Annotated in this window: 16 protein-coding genes and 2 pseudogenes; 11 read left to right on the top strand and 7 right to left on the bottom strand. The window is 47.7% G+C overall.

Annotated elements, in window-relative coordinates:
* The first annotated feature begins 24 nt into the window (after positions 1-24).
* On the top strand, positions 25-240 hold the full coding sequence (locus H6H02_RS20675) for a hypothetical protein (protein ID WP_190821249.1): 216 nt from the start codon (positions 25-27) through the stop codon (positions 238-240).
* Between the two features lie 171 nt (positions 241-411).
* Here H6H02_RS20675 and H6H02_RS20670 read toward each other — a convergent pair whose 3' ends face one another.
* From H6H02_RS20670 to H6H02_RS20660, 3 genes are all read right to left on the bottom strand, one after another.
* Positions 412-1,071: a hypothetical protein gene (locus tag H6H02_RS20670; RefSeq protein ID WP_190821246.1), complete on the bottom strand. Its 660-nt coding sequence runs from the start codon at positions 1,069-1,071 to the stop codon at positions 412-414.
* A 246-nt stretch (positions 1,072-1,317) separates the two neighbouring features.
* Positions 1,318-1,989 carry a hypothetical protein gene (locus tag H6H02_RS20665; RefSeq protein WP_190821244.1) on the bottom strand — a complete coding sequence of 224 codons (672 nt, stop codon included), beginning with the start codon at positions 1,987-1,989 and terminating at the stop codon, positions 1,318-1,320.
* A 202-nt stretch (positions 1,990-2,191) separates the two neighbouring features.
* Positions 2,192-4,525, bottom strand: coding sequence for an NACHT domain-containing NTPase (locus H6H02_RS20660; protein ID WP_190821242.1), 2,334 nt, complete (start codon positions 4,523-4,525; stop codon positions 2,192-2,194).
* A gap of 125 nt (positions 4,526-4,650) precedes the next feature.
* Between H6H02_RS20660 and H6H02_RS20655 the strand changes: the two genes are divergently transcribed.
* The 4 genes from H6H02_RS20655 to H6H02_RS20640 all read left to right on the top strand — a co-directional run bounded on the left by H6H02_RS20655 (position 4,651) and on the right by H6H02_RS20640 (position 9,332).
* The gene (locus H6H02_RS20655; protein WP_190821240.1) at positions 4,651-4,815 is read left to right on the top strand and encodes a hypothetical protein; all 165 of its coding nucleotides are present in this window, start codon (positions 4,651-4,653) and stop codon (positions 4,813-4,815) included.
* Positions 4,782-5,018 carry a hypothetical protein gene (locus tag H6H02_RS20650; protein WP_190821238.1) on the top strand — a complete coding sequence of 79 codons (237 nt, stop codon included), beginning with the start codon at positions 4,782-4,784 and terminating at the stop codon, positions 5,016-5,018. The genes H6H02_RS20655 and H6H02_RS20650 overlap by 34 nt, the downstream gene beginning before the upstream one ends.
* Before the next feature lie 300 nt (positions 5,019-5,318).
* Complete coding sequence (sbcC, locus tag H6H02_RS20645) at positions 5,319-8,345, top strand: exonuclease subunit SbcC (protein WP_190821236.1); 3,027 nt, start codon at positions 5,319-5,321, stop codon at positions 8,343-8,345.
* Between the two features lie 264 nt (positions 8,346-8,609).
* Positions 8,610-9,332, top strand: coding sequence for an alternative oxidase (locus tag H6H02_RS20640; protein ID WP_190821234.1), 723 nt, complete (start codon positions 8,610-8,612; stop codon positions 9,330-9,332).
* A gap of 62 nt (positions 9,333-9,394) precedes the next feature.
* Here the strand turns inward: H6H02_RS20640 and H6H02_RS20635 are convergent, their stop codons facing one another.
* Positions 9,395-9,736 (bottom strand): hypothetical protein, encoded by a 342-nt coding sequence (locus H6H02_RS20635; RefSeq protein WP_190821232.1) that lies wholly within the window; start codon positions 9,734-9,736, stop codon positions 9,395-9,397.
* 125 nt (positions 9,737-9,861) lie between these two features.
* Here H6H02_RS20635 and H6H02_RS20630 point away from each other — a divergent pair, with 125 nt between their 5' ends.
* Positions 9,862-10,323 (top strand): hypothetical protein, encoded by a 462-nt coding sequence (locus H6H02_RS20630; protein ID WP_190821230.1) that lies wholly within the window; start codon positions 9,862-9,864, stop codon positions 10,321-10,323.
* 158 nt (positions 10,324-10,481) lie between these two features.
* Positions 10,482-11,243 (top strand): serine O-acetyltransferase, encoded by a 762-nt coding sequence (gene cysE / locus H6H02_RS20625; protein ID WP_190821228.1) that lies wholly within the window; start codon positions 10,482-10,484, stop codon positions 11,241-11,243.
* 56 nt (positions 11,244-11,299) lie between these two features.
* Here the strand turns inward: cysE and H6H02_RS20620 are convergent, their stop codons facing one another.
* On the bottom strand, positions 11,300-11,881 hold the full coding sequence (locus tag H6H02_RS20620; protein ID WP_190821315.1) for an Npun_F5749 family FMN-dependent PPOX-type flavoprotein: 582 nt from the start codon (positions 11,879-11,881) through the stop codon (positions 11,300-11,302).
* Between the two features lie 185 nt (positions 11,882-12,066).
* Entirely contained in the window at positions 12,067-12,324 is a 258-nt protein-coding gene (locus H6H02_RS26905) for a hypothetical protein (RefSeq protein WP_206757302.1), read from the bottom strand.
* A gap of 249 nt (positions 12,325-12,573) precedes the next feature.
* Between H6H02_RS26905 and nrdJ (H6H02_RS20615) the strand changes: the two are divergent.
* From nrdJ (H6H02_RS20615) to H6H02_RS20600, 4 genes and pseudogenes are all read left to right on the top strand, one after another.
* Positions 12,574-13,803: pseudogene (gene nrdJ, locus H6H02_RS20615) on the top strand (ribonucleoside-triphosphate reductase, adenosylcobalamin-dependent); the annotation flags it as partial.
* Positions 13,804-14,046: 243 nt separating this feature from the next.
* A pseudogene (nrdJ, locus tag H6H02_RS20610) lies at positions 14,047-15,117 on the top strand (ribonucleoside-triphosphate reductase, adenosylcobalamin-dependent); the annotation flags it as partial.
* Between the two features lie 122 nt (positions 15,118-15,239).
* Positions 15,240-15,461 carry a hypothetical protein gene (locus tag H6H02_RS20605; RefSeq protein WP_190821224.1) on the top strand — a complete coding sequence of 74 codons (222 nt, stop codon included), beginning with the start codon at positions 15,240-15,242 and terminating at the stop codon, positions 15,459-15,461.
* A 404-nt stretch (positions 15,462-15,865) separates the two neighbouring features.
* Positions 15,866-16,144, top strand: coding sequence for an RNA-binding protein (locus H6H02_RS20600; RefSeq protein WP_190410354.1), 279 nt, complete (start codon positions 15,866-15,868; stop codon positions 16,142-16,144).
* 183 nt (positions 16,145-16,327) lie between these two features.
* On the opposite strand, the gene H6H02_RS20595 is transcribed toward H6H02_RS20600, so the two are convergent.
* Positions 16,328-17,410, bottom strand: coding sequence for an ATP-dependent 6-phosphofructokinase (locus H6H02_RS20595; protein ID WP_190821221.1), 1,083 nt, complete (start codon positions 17,408-17,410; stop codon positions 16,328-16,330).
* Between the last annotated feature and the right edge of the window lie 237 nt (positions 17,411-17,647).

Genomic DNA, 17,647 nt, shown 5'->3' with positions numbered 1-17,647 from the left:
AAATCGTTAAGGAGTTTCCCAAGAATGCATTTATTGATGGAAGTTGCGACGAATACGCCTCATTTCCCAGTTTCTGCGACTGCTGTGTACGCGGTAGGTTTTATTGCTGCTGTCAGTATCGGTTCTGTTGCGTGGTACAATTCTAAGCGCCCTGTGGGTTGGGAAGATAAAGAGCGCCCGGATGTTGTTCCTGAAGTCAAGAAAGAGGCAAATCCCGGTATCGGCAAGCCTAGCGCCTAATCCTAATTTTGGAAAATTTTTAGAAAACCCCTAAAGATTGTAGAGACATTGCGTGCAAAGTCTTTACCCGTTATACAAATGTAGGGCAATACGAACGTAGGGCAGGGGTATACCTGCCCTACAGTATTCTTGTTTGAGACAACCAGATAAAGCGCATTGGCTCAAAAAAGGCTAGCGCAGTGCCAGAGCCGAGCGCAATGTAACATTCAAATCGGTGTTGGGGTTAACGACAACAACATCAACTTTTCTTTTACCCAACAGCAGCCCGCCTAAGGCACCCAAACCAGCACCCCCCAAAATTTCTTCAGTGGCGATCGCTCTGTCTCCAACCAAAGCACCAATTGCGGCTGCGGCGGCTCCACCAACAGCGGCACCCTTCAAAATAGAATTGGTATTCGTTCCCCGACTAACTTGTTCGGTGCGAGTAATCACTCTGGAAGAGGCATTGATATACTGCCGTTTCCCGTTGTTGAAAACTAATTCTCTGGCAACAAACTGGGAACCGCCTCTAGTTGCGGGTTGCAGTTGACCAACCACCTGAGTTCCTGCCGGAATTAAGATAGTTCCGCGAGTATTTCTGACATTTGTTGCCACCGTCAGCATTAACGGCATCGTTTCCTTAGGAGACACAACGATTTTATTCGCCTTGTTATAGCGCAAGGGGAGGGTTGTGCCTGAGGGAATGCTGACTTGGGAGACAGGTGGAGGCGGAAATTCGTAATATTGGGCAGCAGCCGGTGCAGACGTGACGAAGGGGGCAGCTGCACCGGCGGTGATTGTCAATGCCATGAGTGCAGCGGTTCCTGATTTCCAGCGATTGAAGCGAGACATAGGGAACACTCTCAGCAATTATACGGATAAGGGTCAAGACGCTTCGTTGCTGGATTTGTTTCTTGACAATTGAACTGATTTAGTGCATATCCGAGGAAAAATGCAGAGTGATGGGGAAAGAACCTCTCCCCAACCCTCCCTGATTCGGGGAGGGAGCCGGAGCGTGTCTTATACCATTTCACTTTAGGTCTGTAACAGACAGATTCTGATGTGTAGCATCACCAAGGGAAGTTAGGAATTCCCTGTTTAGCGTAGAGCGACGGTAACTGGCAGCTGAGAAGCTAGGGTGATAGTCCTCAAATCAAGGCTGGGATTCACGGAGATAACATCGACAGATTTGCGTCCCCAGAATAAGCCAGCTAAAGCGCCCAAGCCTGAGCCACCCAAGACTTCTTCAGTCGCGATCGCTTTGTCGCCAACCAGTGCTGCGATCGCGGATGCAGCGGCTCCACCCAAGGCGGCACCTTTCAAGATTGTGTTGGTTCTAGAACCTTTTTTGATTTGTTCTGTTCTCGTCACAATTTGAGAAGTGGCATTGATTGTCCGAGTCCCATCTAAGGGCAGGACAATTTGTGTAGCAACAAATCGAGAGCCTTGACCAGCGGGTTCCAATTGACCGAGAATCTTGGTTCCGGCAGGAATCAAAGTTGTCCCGTAACTGCTTTTAACAGTGGATGAAACTGTTAAAGTTAAAGGCACTTTTTCGGTTCGAGATAGCAAGATTTTTTCAGCCGTTCCGTCATATCTAACAGGAATAGAAGCTCCCGAAGAAATTACAGTCTTGGTCTGAGATGGGTTGCTGGCACGAGGGACTGTAGGGACAGGAACATTGATGGGTACAGCGCCAACAGAACCAGCAAATGTGCCCAGAGCCATCAATACCAAAACGCCAGACTTTAAGTTGTTTAAGGAAGTCATAAATAGGGAACCCACGAACTTTGTGTATTTTCACTGATACCTTCTTAGAAGCTCGTGGGTTAAAAAAGTTTCTGATAATCAGAACTTTTTTTGGTGAGATATTAAACCTTAATTAGCTGTATCAATTCCTGAAACAGGTAAAACAATCTATCTTCAATGTGCGATCGCGCTATTCGGGAAGAATTACAAAAAAAGCGTCGCGCTACATTAATTCTCTCTTTCGTTGCTCAATCTCTGCTATAGGTAACAACAAGGTATCCTTTATCTCCTGTCGCACCTCACAGCTCACATAACAATCGCTATTCAGGCAATCTACTAGCAACTTAGTGGCTTGGTAATACTGATAAAGTAATTTCATTTCCTTCTTGCTGAACTGCCAATCGTGACCAATATTACGATGCTTAATCATCATTTCTCTTAATTTTTCAGCCCAAGCTTTACCGTTTGCTTTCCACCATTGCTTATTTAATGCCCAGTCTTTCGATTTAGGTAATTTAGGTAATTGATCTCTAAGTTGTTGCAGCGAGTTCTTTAGTTCTGGCTCACTGGCGAGGTGGAGGGCGCTAGCGATGGCGCGGTCGAGGTCGCTGTCGAGGGCGCGGTGGAGTTCAAGGTCGAGGGCGCGGTCGAGGTCGAGGGCAAGGGCGCGGTGGAGGTCAAGGTCGAGAGCAAGGGCGCGGTCGAGGGCAAGGGCGCGGTGGAGGTCAAGGTCGAGAGCAAGGGCACGGTGGAGGTCGAAAGCAACGAGGTCGAGGCCGACGGCGCGGTGGAGGTTGAGGGCAAAGGCGGAGTAAAAAGCGCGGACTGCTGACTTATACTTATATGGAATTTGGACTGACAGAGATTTCTGACTTACCCACATTAGGAACTGCTGCAACTTCTCATCAGCAGCTACAATTCCATCAACTTGATGTTTCATTAACTGTAGTAAACGTTCTGCACTTGGCGACATCCCAACCGCTAGAAAGAAAACTTCTCGCCAGCGTTTTTCGGTAATGTGATTAACCAGACGTTCCAATGCCTCCTCTGATGACTGTTTTACAACAACAATTTCTCTAGCAGTGAAATACTCCTGAAATGTTAAATGGGAAAACGAGTAAATTCCTTTCGCCCGTTCCACTAATAGCCCGTGTTGATATTCAATTGAGCGCAAAACTACCGCACTATCCAGTTGCAATGCTTCCGGGTCAGCATTGGCATCGGGTAGATTGCGGATGTAATCTGTGATGTATTGTTCTGCTACTTTCTGCTTGAACAAATAGTCACCTTGCTCAAAGGTAGTTAAGGCAATCTTGCTGAGTAAATCTTCCTTGCGCTGAATGGATAGTTTTTTGTAAACTTGATCGCGTTGAATCCCGCGCTTGGCATCCCATTTCTTCAGCAGCGCATCCAGTCCTTCTTTGTATAGTTCAGAACGATTCGCCGGAAAATCCCCTGACTCTTCAAATGCCAAACATAAGAGCGTCAGCAGTAGCGGACTGGCGGCTAGTTGTTTGATTCGGTTATTGTCTTCGAGGCGTTTAATAAAATGTTCTGGTTTTACAGCTTTATTCTTAAACCAGTTGTTTGCAAAGGTAGCAATTTGTTCATCATCAAAATCGGCAACTTCTACCTCTGTGAATTTCTCAAAGGTATATTCTCGCGCTGCTATCCGGCAGGTCATCACAAAGTGATTGTCACGATATTGGTCAGAGAAATCACGAATCTCCCTTAAGACGCGCTGATTGTCTTCCTCTCTAACTTCATCTAGCCCATCGAGTAAAATCAATGCCCTGCTGTGTTCAATTACATCTTGTAGAGACACGATAACCTTTGTCTCTACAACCCCGCAATCCACGAATTGCTGAGTGACGTATTCCAATAAACTCGGTTTATTAGTGGCTTCAGCAAAGTTTTTGAGGGTGACAAAAATTGGCACGCGATCAGCCTGAAATTTACCCTGATTGCACTGAATCGCTAAATACTTTAAAAACGTGGTTTTACCCGCCCCAGGCTTCCCCAATATCATCAGCTTGGGATGTGTCTTGACCGCCTTAAGTCCTGGGACTCGTTCTTCAGTGATTCTGCCCAGTCCAAAGCGCTCAACATCCTCAAAGTTGCACTCTTGCAATAACTCAGGAATCTCTTTTCGCCTGCGCCCAGTAATTTTCTCCAGAATATTGACGTTGGTGTAGATATCATTCAACCCAATGGGGTGAGTCATATCTAGCACCCGCATTGTGCCGCAGCGTTCTTGAATGATGGGTTTTATCTTTTCGCGTACCTCCTGCATTAGCGCAGCGATATCAATGCTCGTATCCTGCTTCTGCTCCTCTGGTTCAGGTTCAGCGATTTCTTCCCAATTGAGATCCAAGAAACGGCAGATATCGATAAAAGTAGGACGCTCAATCGGTTTACCCGCGAAAAATTTTCCTACAGGCTGGCGAGTCGTTCCTACTTCTTCTCCAATCTCTGCTTGCGTCCAGCCTTGGTCTTTAACAACCTTTTTTGCTTTCTGAATGCCTTCTGAAGATGCCCGGATGGATCGCTCTGCCATTGTCTAACCACAAAACGCTGATGTTTCTTTGATAACGCATACAACGCATACAGCGCATACAAGCGATCGCAAACATCGGCTTCAGATGATGAAAGAGACAAGATTGAAAGTTGCTCCTTAACGCAATGCTAACTGGCACACTCTGCTTTATCCTCCAAGTCTTGACCGTAATGCTGATTGAAGAGTCTGCTAAGGCAGGCTTCCGGAAGCTTAAAAAAAGTCAGGCTGTCAGACGCCGGATTTCGGTGTTGTGGTTTTGTCTCTACATCAAATGGCGATCGCGCAAATAATCAACCCGGCGAATGGAATTCGCGGCTACACAGACGAAACTCGCCTGCGCGGGTTTGAGTTTTTTAGGATGATGGGTGTGATGCGATCGCGTAACCTAGCCTTAAAAGCGCGAATTGATAAGTCAGCACTTCGCGATCGCATTCCCTACATACCAAAGAAACAGATGACAAAAGCAGAAATCTTGGCAACACTTAGCAGATGACAACTGAAGAAGGTTTGGAAATTATTGCAGTGGCTTCTCGGATAATTTGGGAAGAAATAGAACAGAAGGATAGGCGCAAAGCCGAGATAGAGCAATAGCTAGCAGCATTTCTAAAACCCGCGCAGGCGGGGTTCGTTTGTATAGCCGCGAATTCCATTCGCCACGATTATTTTGATTCAGCAGAAATTTTTACATCAAATTCGGTCTTAATTGCCAAAAACCTGATTTTTCAACCGCTAAACTAAACAATAGTGCAGATGTACTGCTACTTCTCATAAAAGGTATGGCGCTATAGCCTGAATGATCCCACAGCAACTGGTTCTCAAAAATTTCCTCAGCTACCGCGACGCTACCTTAGAGTTTAGCGGTCTACATACTGCGTGTATTTGCGGTTCTAATGGTGCGGGTAAATCTTCTCTCTTGGAAGCGATCACCTGGACGATTTGGGGTGAAAGCCGCGCTGCAACGGAAGATGATGTCATCCACGCCGGGGCAAAAGAAGTTCGGGTTGATTTCACCTTCCAATGCGATCGCCAAACCTATCGCATCATTCGCACTCGTATCCGCGGACAAGGTGGATCGCTGGAATTTCAAGTGCAATCATCCGGCGATTTTCGCTCTTTAACCGGACGCGGAATCCGGGCGACGCAGGAGGCGATTGTGCATCACCTAAAGCTGGATTACGACACTTTCGTGAATTCGGCTTATCTACGTCAAGGGCGGGCGGATGAGTTTATGCTCAAGCGTCCCAGCGAACGAAAGGAAATTCTCGCGGATTTGCTGAAACTGTCTCAATATGAAGAATTGGCAGAACAGGCAAAGGATTTATCCCGCCAATTAAAAGGACAGGCGGAGCAATTGGATCAAAATTTGCAGACGATCAAGCAACAACTGCAACAAAAAGATGCGATCGCTCAACAACAACCAATTCTGGAAACCCAACTAGCAGAATTACAGCAAGCCCAAGCTGTTGACAATGAAAAAGTCCAAAGTTTACTAGCAATCCAGCATCAGCGACAAACTTGGGAACAACAACTGAGCTTTGTTCGCCAGCAATATCAAAATCTCACCAAAGATTGCGATCGCTATCGCCAAGAAATTGCCACAACTCAACTGCAACAACAACAATTAGAAGCTTTACTAAATCAAAAAGACCAAATTACCGCTGGGTATGCTCACTACCAAGATTTGCAAACCCAGGAAGAAACGCTCACCGCTAAGTCACAAGCTTATCAAGATGCCCAACAGCAACGGCAACAACTCCAAAGACGGCTTGAGCAGCAAATTAACGAACTTAACCTGCAACTGCGACAAGCTCAAGGACAGCTAGAAGCGGTACGGCAATCTAGGGCAGATATTCAGCAAATCCTCAGCCGCACCGAAGAAGTAGAAGCTGGATTAAAAAAACTCCAAGAGGCGCGGGGTTATGTCGGTTATCTCGATCGGTTGCAGTTACAAGTCGCCCCCCTGGTGCAACGTCGCGGACAAGTGCAGATGGAACTTGATCGCTCTCAAGCGCGACTATCTGCCAGATTAGAAGAACTTCGCAAATCTGCCGCCCAGTTGCAAGATAGGCAAAAACGCCTACCTCAATTGCAACAACAATTACAACAAGTTCAAAGTCAAATTCAGCAACTTGACAAAAAGCGCGTCTATCAAGAACGGGTGCAGGAGAAAGAACTGCAACAGCGGAGTTCTCGCGATCGCCTCCAGGCGGCTCAAAAAGAATGCGAAACTAAACTTGCAGAAATCGACCAAAAATTGCAACTGATCCAGACGCCGAATGCGAGTTGTCCTTTATGCGATCGCCCTCTTGACGAACACCACTGGCAGCTAGTGGTGCAAAAAACCCACGATCAGCAACAGGGAATTCAAGATCAATTCTGGGATGTAGAGGGGCTACTCGCGGTCTGTGAGTACCAGCTACAGGGGTTGCGGAAGGAAATCACCGAAATTGCCCAAGCATTGGCAAACTACGATTCCTTGCGCGAACAACGAGGACAATTAGCCGCAGAAAGTTCCGCGATGGCTGAAATCCAGACGCGCCTGCAACAAATTGAGGTAGAAAAGCAACAAATTGAGCGATCGCTTTCCTCCGGAAACTACGCACCGGATCGACAAGAAGAACTGCGCCACCTTGAGCAACAGTTGCAACAACTTAACTACAATGAGCAAGACCATGCCCTCGCTAGAGGTGAGGTAGAGCGCTGGCGCTGGGCAGAAATTAAGCAAGCAGAAATTAAACAAGCCCAGCGGCGTCAAGCTCAAATAGACGCTCAGATGCCAGAATTGGTGGCGAAAATTGCGAATCTGCAATCGCAAATGCAACAACTGCAAGTGAATTCGGAATTATCGCGGCAGATTGAAGCACTCGATCGAGAAATGGCGGAAATTGGTTACGAGCGATCGCAACACGACGCCCTCAGAACCGCTTTACGCAAGTCGCAGTTGTGGCAAGTCCGCTATCAGGAACTCGCTTCCGCGCAGCAGCAATATCCTGCTTTATTAAAGCGATCGCAAGATTTGGAGCAATCGTTGCAAATGCGATCGCAAGATTTGCAACAGATGACGATTCAGATAGACACCAGCGTTCGCCAGTTGCAACAAACACCCGATACAAAAGCCGAAATTACAACGATTGAACAGCAGATACACCAGCGGCGTCTGCAACTCGACGAGAAGCAACGCCAGTTAGGCAGCTTGCAACAACAACAACATTATCTAGAAACGCTCCAAACTCAGCATGACGCACTCACCGCTCAACACGCCAAGGTGCGGCAGCAATATCGTGTTTACCAGGAATTAGGGCAAGCTTTTGGCAAAAATGGCATCCAGACGCTGATGATTGAGAATATTCTGCCTCAATTGGAAGCAGAAACGAATACTCTCCTGTCTCGGCTCAGTGGAAACCAGTTACACGTGCAGTTTGTTACTCAGAAAGCAGGGCGGAGTGGACGCTCTGCAAAAAAAGCCAGCAAAATGATTGACACTTTAGATATTTTAATTGCCGATGCTCGCGGCACTCGTCCTTATGAAACTTATTCGGGCGGAGAAGCGTTTCGGATTAACTTTGCGATTCGTCTAGCTTTAGCGAAATTGTTGGCGCAGCGTGCGGGAACGGCATTGCAAATGCTGATTATTGACGAGGGATTTGGCACCCAAGATGCGGAAGGATGCGATCGCTTGATTGCAGCGATTAATGCGATCGCATCTGACTTCGCCTGCATCCTTACCGTCACTCATATGCCGCAATTCAAAGAAGCCTTCCAAACTAGGATTGAAGTGTATAAAACTCCCAGCGGTTCTCACTTGAGTTTAGTGTTGTAAGAACCTAACCCCCAACCCCTTCCCTGAGAAGGAAGGGAAGCCAGAGGCATCTTTAAAGCCCCTCTCCGATACGGAAAGATTTAGGGGAAAGGTTAACGCAACCCGAACCTAAATGTTCGGATTTCTCACCCTAGTTCACCCGCTCAGGCGATACTTATCGTTACACAGAGCGCTACGATCGAAGTAAGAGGAAAGAAAAACCCAACAGCATCTTCCTCCAGGCTGAATTTTCAGCCATTCTTCTCACTCCTGAGGGAGGACTTAATGATTCGATTTCTGGTTAGCGTGCTTGTGTTCGTTATCGACACGCTTTATCGCGATCGCCCTTATCAGCGCTTCTACGTGCTAGAAACAGTGGCTCGCGTCCCCTACTTTTCCTTCCTGTCAGTGTTACACCTCTACGAAACCCTCGGTTGGTGGCGAAAAGCGGACTGGCTCAAGGTTCACTTTGCCGAATCTTGGAATGAAATGCACCACCTGCTGATTATGGAATCGCTGGGTGGAAACCAACATTGGAGCGATCGCTTCCTTGCCCAAACCACAGCCCTCTTCTACTACTGGGTCGTTGTAGCTCTTTACATCGTCTCGCCCCGCACCGCCTACAACTTCATGGAAATGGTGGAAGAACACGCCCATCATACCTACGACACCTTCTTGCGCCAGCATGAAGCCGAACTGAAAACTAAACCAGCGCCCCAAGTCGCGATTAACTACTACCGGGACGGCGATCTCTACCTATTTGATGAATTTCAAACCGGCGTAGTCCCCGAATCTCGTCGCCCTCACGTTGACAACCTCTATGATGTTTTCGTCAACATTCGGGATGACGAAGGCGAACACGTCAAAACCATGATGGCGTGTCAAAAAGCGGATGCTCAGAAAACCTTTAAGAGTCCTCACTCTCTTCCTTATTCGGAACAGAAGGTTGTACTACCGCTGGTGACAGATACTGAGCTTGAGCGCGAGTTAGCTGATTCTCCCTTTTAAGTAGTCGTTAATTGTCTATGCTCTTGCTTGTTAGCCTGTGCTAGAGCATGGATAACGGAATTTTAAAGAATCTTACCCCAACCCTGCCCGCTCTTGTGAAGGGTTGGGGTAAGATTCTTTAATTTACTCTTTTTAAAAGGCTGAAGATGCTCTCTATTTTTTGAGCCAACACTCATACCATTGAGCCTTATTCCCCAAAACACCAGGCAAAAAATATCAAGAGTCCTACCATCACTAACCAGTGGGGGATTGAGACTAAATTTAAAATACTCAAAGGAAATAAAACCAAAACTTCTGAAAAGAACCAGCTGGTGATAAACAGCAGCATCATCAAGATAACGAGGGGCATACAACCTCCTACAAACTAGCGCGACAAGAAAACTGGTGATTAATGTGGCAGACACACATCTGTCACCTATACTGCCCTCAGAGACAATAGTTTTGATTACAACGATAAGTAGGCTGATCTATATTCCGTACTCATCTACGGAGAGAAAATAAATACCGTAGTTGAGAAGAGGTACTTGCCATGCAATTTAGGCGTTTTGGAATTCTAGGTTTACTGACCATTTTTAGCGCTACAGCCGTTTTAGCAAAAGAAGCAAATTTTGACCGTTTGATTGTTGATGGAAGTGGCAAGGCGTCTGTGACAGGTTATACCAGCGGAGCCTTCTCGCTGTCAGCGATCGCTAATCGCGATCGCAATAACAACCCCTGTATTGGTTATGGAGGTGATGAAACTCCTGACCATATCATGGTTGTGAAGAAAGGCTTCCCCCAGCTGACGGTAAAAGTAGAGACTGGAGGCAAAGACACTACTCTAGTCATCAAAGGGCCTGATGGTACCATTCGCTGTGGCGATGATACAGGTTCCAACAAAGATGCGAGTATCACAGACTCAAGCTGGAAATCAGGCATCTATAGTGTCTGGGTAGGTTCCATCAAAGAGCGGCAAAGATGGGATTATACTCTTTCTGTCCAACAAAACTAGAACCTAGCTTTTTTAGAGATTTAGATAGCTTGTGGCCCCCCATCGCTCTCGCATCGCCATCCAAAATTCAAAATTCAGGTTCGGTTTCCCTACCTTAGAAACGCACCAGGAACGATATGATAGTGAGTGGTTTGTAGCACCAAAATAGGTACTTACTCGTGCTATCTACGCTTCTTGCTGACTTCCGCATCATCTTCGAGCGCGATCCAGCAGCCCGTAACTGGCTGGAGGTTTTATTTTGCTATCCCGGTTTGCAAGCGCTGCTATTTCATCGCCTTGCACACTGGCTCAGACTACTGGGAATCCCCTTCATCCCCCGGTTGATATCCCACTTAGCTCGCTTTTTTACCGGCATTGAAATTCACCCTGGTGCCGTAATTGGGCGGGGTGTGTTTATTGACCACGGCATGGGTGTAGTGATTGGTGAAACCGCAATTGTGGGAGATTATGCTCTGATCTACCAGGGTGTTACGCTCGGCGGTACCGGCAAGGAAAGCGGCAAGCGTCACCCTACCTTGGGGGAAAATGTTGTCGTCGGTGCTGGTGCCAAAGTTCTCGGCAATCTTCAAATCGGCAACAACGTCCGCATCGGTGCTGGCTCAGTTGTGTTGCGCGATGTTCCTTCGGATTGTACGGTAGTAGGCGTTCCTGGTCGAATTCTCTATCGTTCCGGCGTCCGAGTGAATCCCTTGGAACATGGAAGTCTTCCCGATTCGGAAGCTGCGGTAATTCGGGCTTTGGTTGACCGTCTGGAAGCACTGGAACAACAGGTACAAGAGTTACAACAACCGGCTCATGCCTCAATGTCTGTTCCCTCAGGAGCAGGACATCATGTATCGGATATCCCAGCCGCCGCAGCGCCCAGCTGTCGTGTCCAAGATGGATTGATCCGGCAATTCTTAGATGGTTCGGGGATTTAAAAAAATTAGAAATTAAAAATGGAATTTCTCAATTTTTGATTTTGCGTTTTTAATGCTTACGGATTTACGGCTTGAGTAGACCAAGCCTGGGAACTTTCGAGACGATAAAGACATCGGTTTTGGGGGTCGCCTCGCAATTCTAAATGATCGACCTGTACGGGTTCTAGCAGTAAAAGACAAAAACTCTCTAGGGGCTTTTGGGAATCGGGTGGCGGCGGTGAAAAAGTGCTGACATCGGCTCTCCTTTCTCTGGGATGGGGCCAAGCAAATTGCAGGCGAGCGGCGTCAGAAAGGTCTTTCCACGACGCCTGCCGCGCTTGCTGGAGCAGTGAATTAGGATGATTGGCTCCTACCAGCGTCAGTCTCCCAGCGAGGCGAAATTGTTCGCGGGTGCTGGTAAAGTACCAGCAAGCTTCTGCCCAAGGCTGATGCTCGATTTGGTCAGCTTTCTGGCTGCGAGAATCGGTGACAAATTTTAATTGGTTGGTATTGTCTAAAAATCCCCGAAATACGAGTGTGCGGTTAGCAGGACGCCCATCAGCCTGGATGGTAGCTAGCTGTAAGTAGCGAGAATGAGGTTCGCTACCGTTACGGTGTACGGCACCCGAAAGAAGCGATCGCCAAGGAGCAAGTATCATCGTCAAGAGTTCATCCCCATTACCAATTACCCATTTTCCAAAATATCAGTTTAGTCTCTTGAGCTGTTTGATTGTCGTTTCCTGGCGCTCTCTTAACGGATTTGGGAAATTTAACGCGATCGCAATCTGGTAATTTTGCAGCTTGCTGCCCAATTCGGGCAACACTTCTACAGCTTGCACCAAACCTAACAAGCGTGTAGGCAGGGTATCTGTTTCTTCTTGAGTAACAACAAACCAACCATCAGTTTTGTGCGTTGTAATGTTTCCAGATGTGGCATCAAGCTACCCTTTAACTCCAGATGCAAACTCCGAACTCCAATTTCATGAGCGACATGGCTGCGACAGGCCGTATTTGCAATGGGGAATATTCTGTCTGTTGGGCTTGTGAAATAAGTTTGCTGTTGAACTTTTGCACCGCCTCTCAAAAAGGTAATTGAAACCAAGACAGTAATCTCAAACGACGGGAAAGGGCGACTGACAATCGCCCTTACTTTTTGCCTTTTGACGAGCTTTTAACTATTACGACTTTGACCAATTGAGCAGCTCAATGGGATATTTTACTGTACCCATTTAATCTGGAAAGCCACACAGATAGCGCAATTTCCTCGATTTTTCAAGCTTTGACCCCATATCTGCGATCGCGTATAGTAAGTGATCTGTGAATTTTTTCCAAAACCAATCAGACTTGACCTATGGTTCGAGAGCTTGAGCGAGTAATCCAGACGAGCCGGTTTCCTGAAACGGCACCGGCTGCGAATCCTGTATTTTTTAGGACGTACAGCCGTCGCACCCAGTCCGGGCGCGAGACTTGGGATGAAGTGTGCGATCGCACGATTAGGGCGTTGACGAAGCTTGGCAAGCTCACCCCTGAAGAAGCTGACACGATCGATCGCATGCAGCGCCAGATGAAAGCTCTTGCCTCTGGACGTTGGCTGTGGGTAGGCGGCAGCGAGTGGATTGAAAGACCCGAAAACTTCTCAGGAGCCTACAACTGCACCAGTACCAATGTAGTAGACTGGCGTGCCTTTGGCCTGATGATGGATCTAGCAATGATGGGGTGTGGCACCGGAGCCGTTCTCGAACCAAAATACATTAATCAACTGCCGCAAATTCGCAATCGCCTTGTGGTGACGGTACAAGGTGAGATTGGCTCTACTCCTGCGTTGCAGCGCCGCGAACTGACAGAAGTGAAAGTAGAGGGCGAAAAAGTCACAATTTACGTCGGAGACAGTCGCCAAGGCTGGGTTAAGTCTTATCAAACCTTGCTGGAATTATCCAGCGATGAGCGCTTCACAACAGACGTACAGGTATTCCTTGACCTCAGCGATGTCCGAGCAGCCGGAGAACCTCTCAAAGGCTTTGGTGGCGTTGCCAATCCGGTGAAGTTGTCAGGTCTTTATGAACGCTGCGCGTCAATTTTAAATAAAGCTCTCGGAAGGCAACTGAATTCGGTTGAGTGCTGTTTATTAATAGATGAAGCCGCTGTTGTCGTGGTTGCTGGAAACGTCAGGCGCTCAGCTGGAATGAGGCAAGGTTCTAGCGATGATGAAAATTTTGCCAACGCAAAAGGCAATCTTTGGCAGCAAGATGAAAACGGCAACTGGCGCATCGATCCAGAACGAGATGCGCTTCGCATGGCAAATCACACTAGAGTTTTTCACCACAAACCAACGCTAGAAGAATGCCTTGCAGCGGTTCGTCAACAGCATTATTCCGGTGAAGGCGCAATTCAATGGGCAGGAGAAGCAGTAGCGAGAGCCAACTGCGATCTCTTAGAAACCCCTGAGCTGAAAACTGATTTTCTGCAAGCTTATAGTCAAGGGAAGGCTGAACAGTGGTTAGGAGAACACTACCCCGACCTATCTCCTAATGAGATAGAGCATCGATTAGCTCGTGTTGGTTTGAATCCTTGCGGTAGCCTAGATTTTGCCGCCTAACCTGGGAACAGGTTAGATAGTCAGAGGGTGAATTGCTGGAAGCCTAAACACCAAAAATGTGCAAGGTAATCAGCAGCCAAGCTCCAGATGTAAGGCAGGTAGCCCCAGAGCTGGAGAAGGTTCAGAGACTAGACCTGCGGGAAACCAATAATGGTCAGATAGCGCCCTCCACCTAGACCAGGTGAAGATATAGTCCGAGACCACTAGAAATAGTGGATAACAAAACCGGAAATCATCGGCTCAAACTTCCACTGCAACCTTTCGGAAGTTCATCTCAATCAAATTGACCCGCACAACTATCAAGAACAAGAGGAAGCTTTTACAGCCGGAGCATTATCAGTCGCCTCGTTGCTCAATCACGAATTTGTCGAAGAACGCTATCGCAAGTCACGAGAACTCGATCCAATTGTGGGAGTTTCTTTCACAGGATTATTTGATTTCTTTGTGAATGCCTTTGGTGTGGATTGGTTGCGCTGGTGGGAAGAAGGGAGACCGGAAACACAGGCGGGACTAAACTTTAAGAAACAGGAGCAGGAATATCTAACGCGCTGGCGGGAAACAGTGCATCAAGTGGTGTGGGAATATTGCGATCGCCACGGCATCAAACGACCCAACCGTTGCACCACCGTTCAGCCTTCTGGGACAAAATCCTTACTGACAGGCGCTTCACCGGGCTGGCATCCGCCAAAAGCTCAACGTTTTCTGCGTCGGATCACCTTCAGAAAGAATGACCCAGTTGCTCTGGCGTGTATTGAGTACGGCTACAACGTGATTCCGTCTCAGTCTGATAAAGATGAAAACGGCAATCTCCTGAACGATCCCTTCGATCCCAGATGCTCGGAATGGCTGGTAGAAATCCCCGTTGCTGTCGCTTGGGCGGATTTACCGGGAGCCGATCAAATCGAGATTGGCAAGTTTAACGCGATCGCGCAAATGGATTTTTATATGCAAGTCCAAAAATTCTTTGTGCGTCACAATACCTCAGCCACCATCGAGTTGCGCGAGAACGAAATCGAAGCCTTAGGCACTCGGATTTACGAAGCAATCCGAGACGATCAAGGTTACATCTCAGCAGCGCTTCTGGCTCGTTTCGACGATCATCAGACGTTTCCGCGCTTGCCGTTTGAGCCAATCGCCAAAGAGGAGTATGAGCAGATAGTCCAGGAAGTCGAAAAGCGACGCCAGACCGAAAATTTTCATGCTGCCTTAAGCCGCTATGATTCAGGGTACTTAATGGAAGCAGGCCCCGCTGGGTGCGACTCGGATAAGTGCTTATTCTCCGAGCAAAAGTCTGGATAGAGGGGCAAACGTTGTCGTTGGGAAGAAGCGATCGCTTCTTCCCATGCCAATACCCGCAATCAGACACGCTAGGATCGACAGATAGACATCAGTTACTATCAGGCCGCAACAGGAGACTTTCCATGTTTCTCGATGAACTAACACCGCTCTTTAAAGAATTCACCCAGCACCCAGGTGCTTTTTTAGGTGGATTGGTTTCTGGCTTACTTCGCATCAACCTGAATGATGACCCCGTGAAAACCTGGCTCGATGGACAGGCTGGTGTGCCTCCCTCGCCGACGGTTTCTTCCAACGGCAGTGGTAACGGTAAAGGTAGTGGTCCCCAGTCCATTTCGATTGACTAACTTGGCACCAAAAGCTAAATGAGGCTAAAGATAAAGACGGCTGGAAAGCTGGCAGCAGGCAAGCCGATTTTGCTGGGAAATTTAGCCTCCCTAATCTTTGAAATTTACTGTTGGACAATGCTATCTGAGCCACTGTTAAAAGTCAGGGGATTTCTATAATTGAGATAAACCCATCAGTGTTACCCTAGATGACCTCCCACAAGGAAATTACTAGGCTATGATAGGACGAAATCTAAAAGTTCAGTCCTATTAATGGTCGGATTTGGGACTCGTGCAGCCACATTTGTGGGCTAGGTTGATGAAAATTCACCAGTGGTAAATAAGTATTGACCTGGCATCAAGGGTTACATCTAGCCATCTAGGGATTCTGAACTTTAGTTCCTCGTTCAGCTTTATCGATCCCTATGACCATTTACGTTGGAAACCTGTCTTACCAAGCGACCGAAGAAGATTTGACAGCAGTCTTTGCAGAGTACGGGGCAGTGAAGCGAGTTGTCTTGCCGACAGATCGCGAAACGGGACGTATGCGCGGATTTGCCTTTGTTGAAATGACAGATGATGCCCAAGAAGATGCAGCCATCACCGAATTAGATGGAGCTGAATGGATGGGTCGTCAGCTTAGAGTGAATAAAGCACGACCCAAGGAGGACGATCGCGGTGGTGCGAGACGAAGCAGATTTTAACCAGAGATAGGGCGAAATCAGCACGGTTGTTTGAAACATCCTCTTAAGAAGGACAACCGTGCTAGTTTTCAGTAAGCATGACTACAGTCCAGGTTCTAAGCTCGCAGAGCGAAACATCAAGCCTTGCGATCGCAGACCCTTCTGTTAAATATTTCTACACTGCGATCGCAGAACTTTGGCTGTTTAGTCTCCTAGGCAAATCCCCAAACCTCTGGCAGTTTTGACCAGAGTATCGTTAGTATCAACGGCTCTGTATTGCCCAATCGCTTCAGCAATTGGCACGCTGACAATTTCGCGGTTTTGCCAGGTAACAACGTGGTCGTACTTTTCCGCAGCAATCAGATCGACAGCCGCCACCCCAAAGGCAGTTGCCAGTAATCGATCTAGAGGCGAAGGCAGCCCCCCTCGCTGAACGTGACCTAAAACAGTCACGCGGGTTTCTGCACCGCTGGCAATCGAAATTTCCTCTGCTAGGTACTGCCCAATTCCGCCTAATCGACATTCCCCGAATCGATCCATATTCTTGACTGGATTGCCTTCAGCCGTGCAAACCGCTTCTGAGACAATGACGATCGAGAAATTCTTTCCCATCGCTTGACGATTCCGAATTTTGCGACAGACATTTTCAATGGTGTAAGGAATTTCTGGGATCAAGATCACATTGGCTCCCCCGGCGATCCCCGCATTCAGGGCAATATGACCGGCATCGCGCCCCATGACTTCCAGGATCATGACTCGATTGTGACTAGCCGCAGTAAAGTGCAATCGGTCGAGGGCTTCGGTGGCGATGTTGACGGCGGTATCAAATCCGATAGAACGCTCAGTACAACCGACATCGTTATCAATGGTTTTGGGAATTCCGACTAAGTTGATCCCGCCTTGTTGAGCGATTTTTCGGAGAATCGCTAAACTGCCGTCCCCACCAACCCCAATTAAGGCTGACAAACCTAGTTGATGGTAGCCCTCAATAATATCTTCGGAGCGATCGCGCAAACTTCCATCCGGCATTGGAAACGCAAACGGGTTTCCTTTATTCGTCGTTCCCAGCACTGTACCGCCCATCGTGAGCAAGTGGTCAACCTTATCAAACTCCAGCTGGATTGCTTCTGGCGGACTGCTCATTAAGCCCAGAGTAGACCGGCAAATCCCCAGCACCTCCCAGCCGTAGCTACCAGTCGCACAGCGGACAACTGCCCGAATCACAGCATTTAGCCCCGCACAATCACCCCCACTGGTCAGGATTCCAATCCGTTTATGTTCTCCCATCTGGTTTTTTTGTATTGCAAGCGGTAATTATCTGATTTCACCCTAAGCATTGTCTTTTAGACAATAAAGCGGGTCTAAAGATTTTATTTCTTTAGTTGATATAAAGTTAAACACCATCCTGCGAAATGGCTCCCTAAGATAGAAGGTAAGGCGACCGGGTCTTGATAATGTTGGGGCAGTAGCTCAATGAGAGCAGCCCTGATAACAAAGCATTTATTGAAAGGGAGGACGAAAACT

The organism is Coleofasciculus sp. FACHB-1120 (assembly GCF_014698845.1).
In the GTDB taxonomy this organism is placed as follows: domain Bacteria; phylum Cyanobacteriota; class Cyanobacteriia; order Cyanobacteriales; family FACHB-T130; genus FACHB-T130.
This window is presented reverse-complemented; position numbering and strand designations above follow the sequence as displayed.

Bases quoted from the DNA above. Each gene is read 5' to 3' on its own strand.
- H6H02_RS20675 (WP_190821249.1), top strand. From the start codon at position 25: ATGCATTTATTGATGGAAGTTGCGACGAATACGCCTCATTTCCCAGTT.
- H6H02_RS20670 (WP_190821246.1), bottom strand. From the start codon at position 1,071: ATGTCTCGCTTCAATCGCTGGAAATCAGGAACCGCTGCACTCATGGCA.
- H6H02_RS20665 (WP_190821244.1), bottom strand. From the start codon at position 1,989: ATGACTTCCTTAAACAACTTAAAGTCTGGCGTTTTGGTATTGATGGCT.
- H6H02_RS20660 (WP_190821242.1), bottom strand. From the start codon at position 4,525: ATGGCAGAGCGATCCATCCGGGCATCTTCAGAAGGCATTCAGAAAGCA.
- H6H02_RS20655 (WP_190821240.1), top strand. From the start codon at position 4,651: ATGCTAACTGGCACACTCTGCTTTATCCTCCAAGTCTTGACCGTAATG.
- sbcC (WP_190821236.1), top strand. From the start codon at position 5,319: ATGATCCCACAGCAACTGGTTCTCAAAAATTTCCTCAGCTACCGCGAC.
- H6H02_RS20640 (WP_190821234.1), top strand. From the start codon at position 8,610: ATGATTCGATTTCTGGTTAGCGTGCTTGTGTTCGTTATCGACACGCTT.
- H6H02_RS20630 (WP_190821230.1), top strand. From the start codon at position 9,862: ATGCAATTTAGGCGTTTTGGAATTCTAGGTTTACTGACCATTTTTAGC.
- H6H02_RS20620 (WP_190821315.1), bottom strand. From the start codon at position 11,881: ATGATACTTGCTCCTTGGCGATCGCTTCTTTCGGGTGCCGTACACCGT.
- H6H02_RS20605 (WP_190821224.1), top strand. From the start codon at position 15,240: ATGTTTCTCGATGAACTAACACCGCTCTTTAAAGAATTCACCCAGCAC.
- H6H02_RS20600 (WP_190410354.1), top strand. From the start codon at position 15,866: ATGACCATTTACGTTGGAAACCTGTCTTACCAAGCGACCGAAGAAGAT.
- H6H02_RS20595 (WP_190821221.1), bottom strand. From the start codon at position 17,410: ATGGGAGAACATAAACGGATTGGAATCCTGACCAGTGGGGGTGATTGT.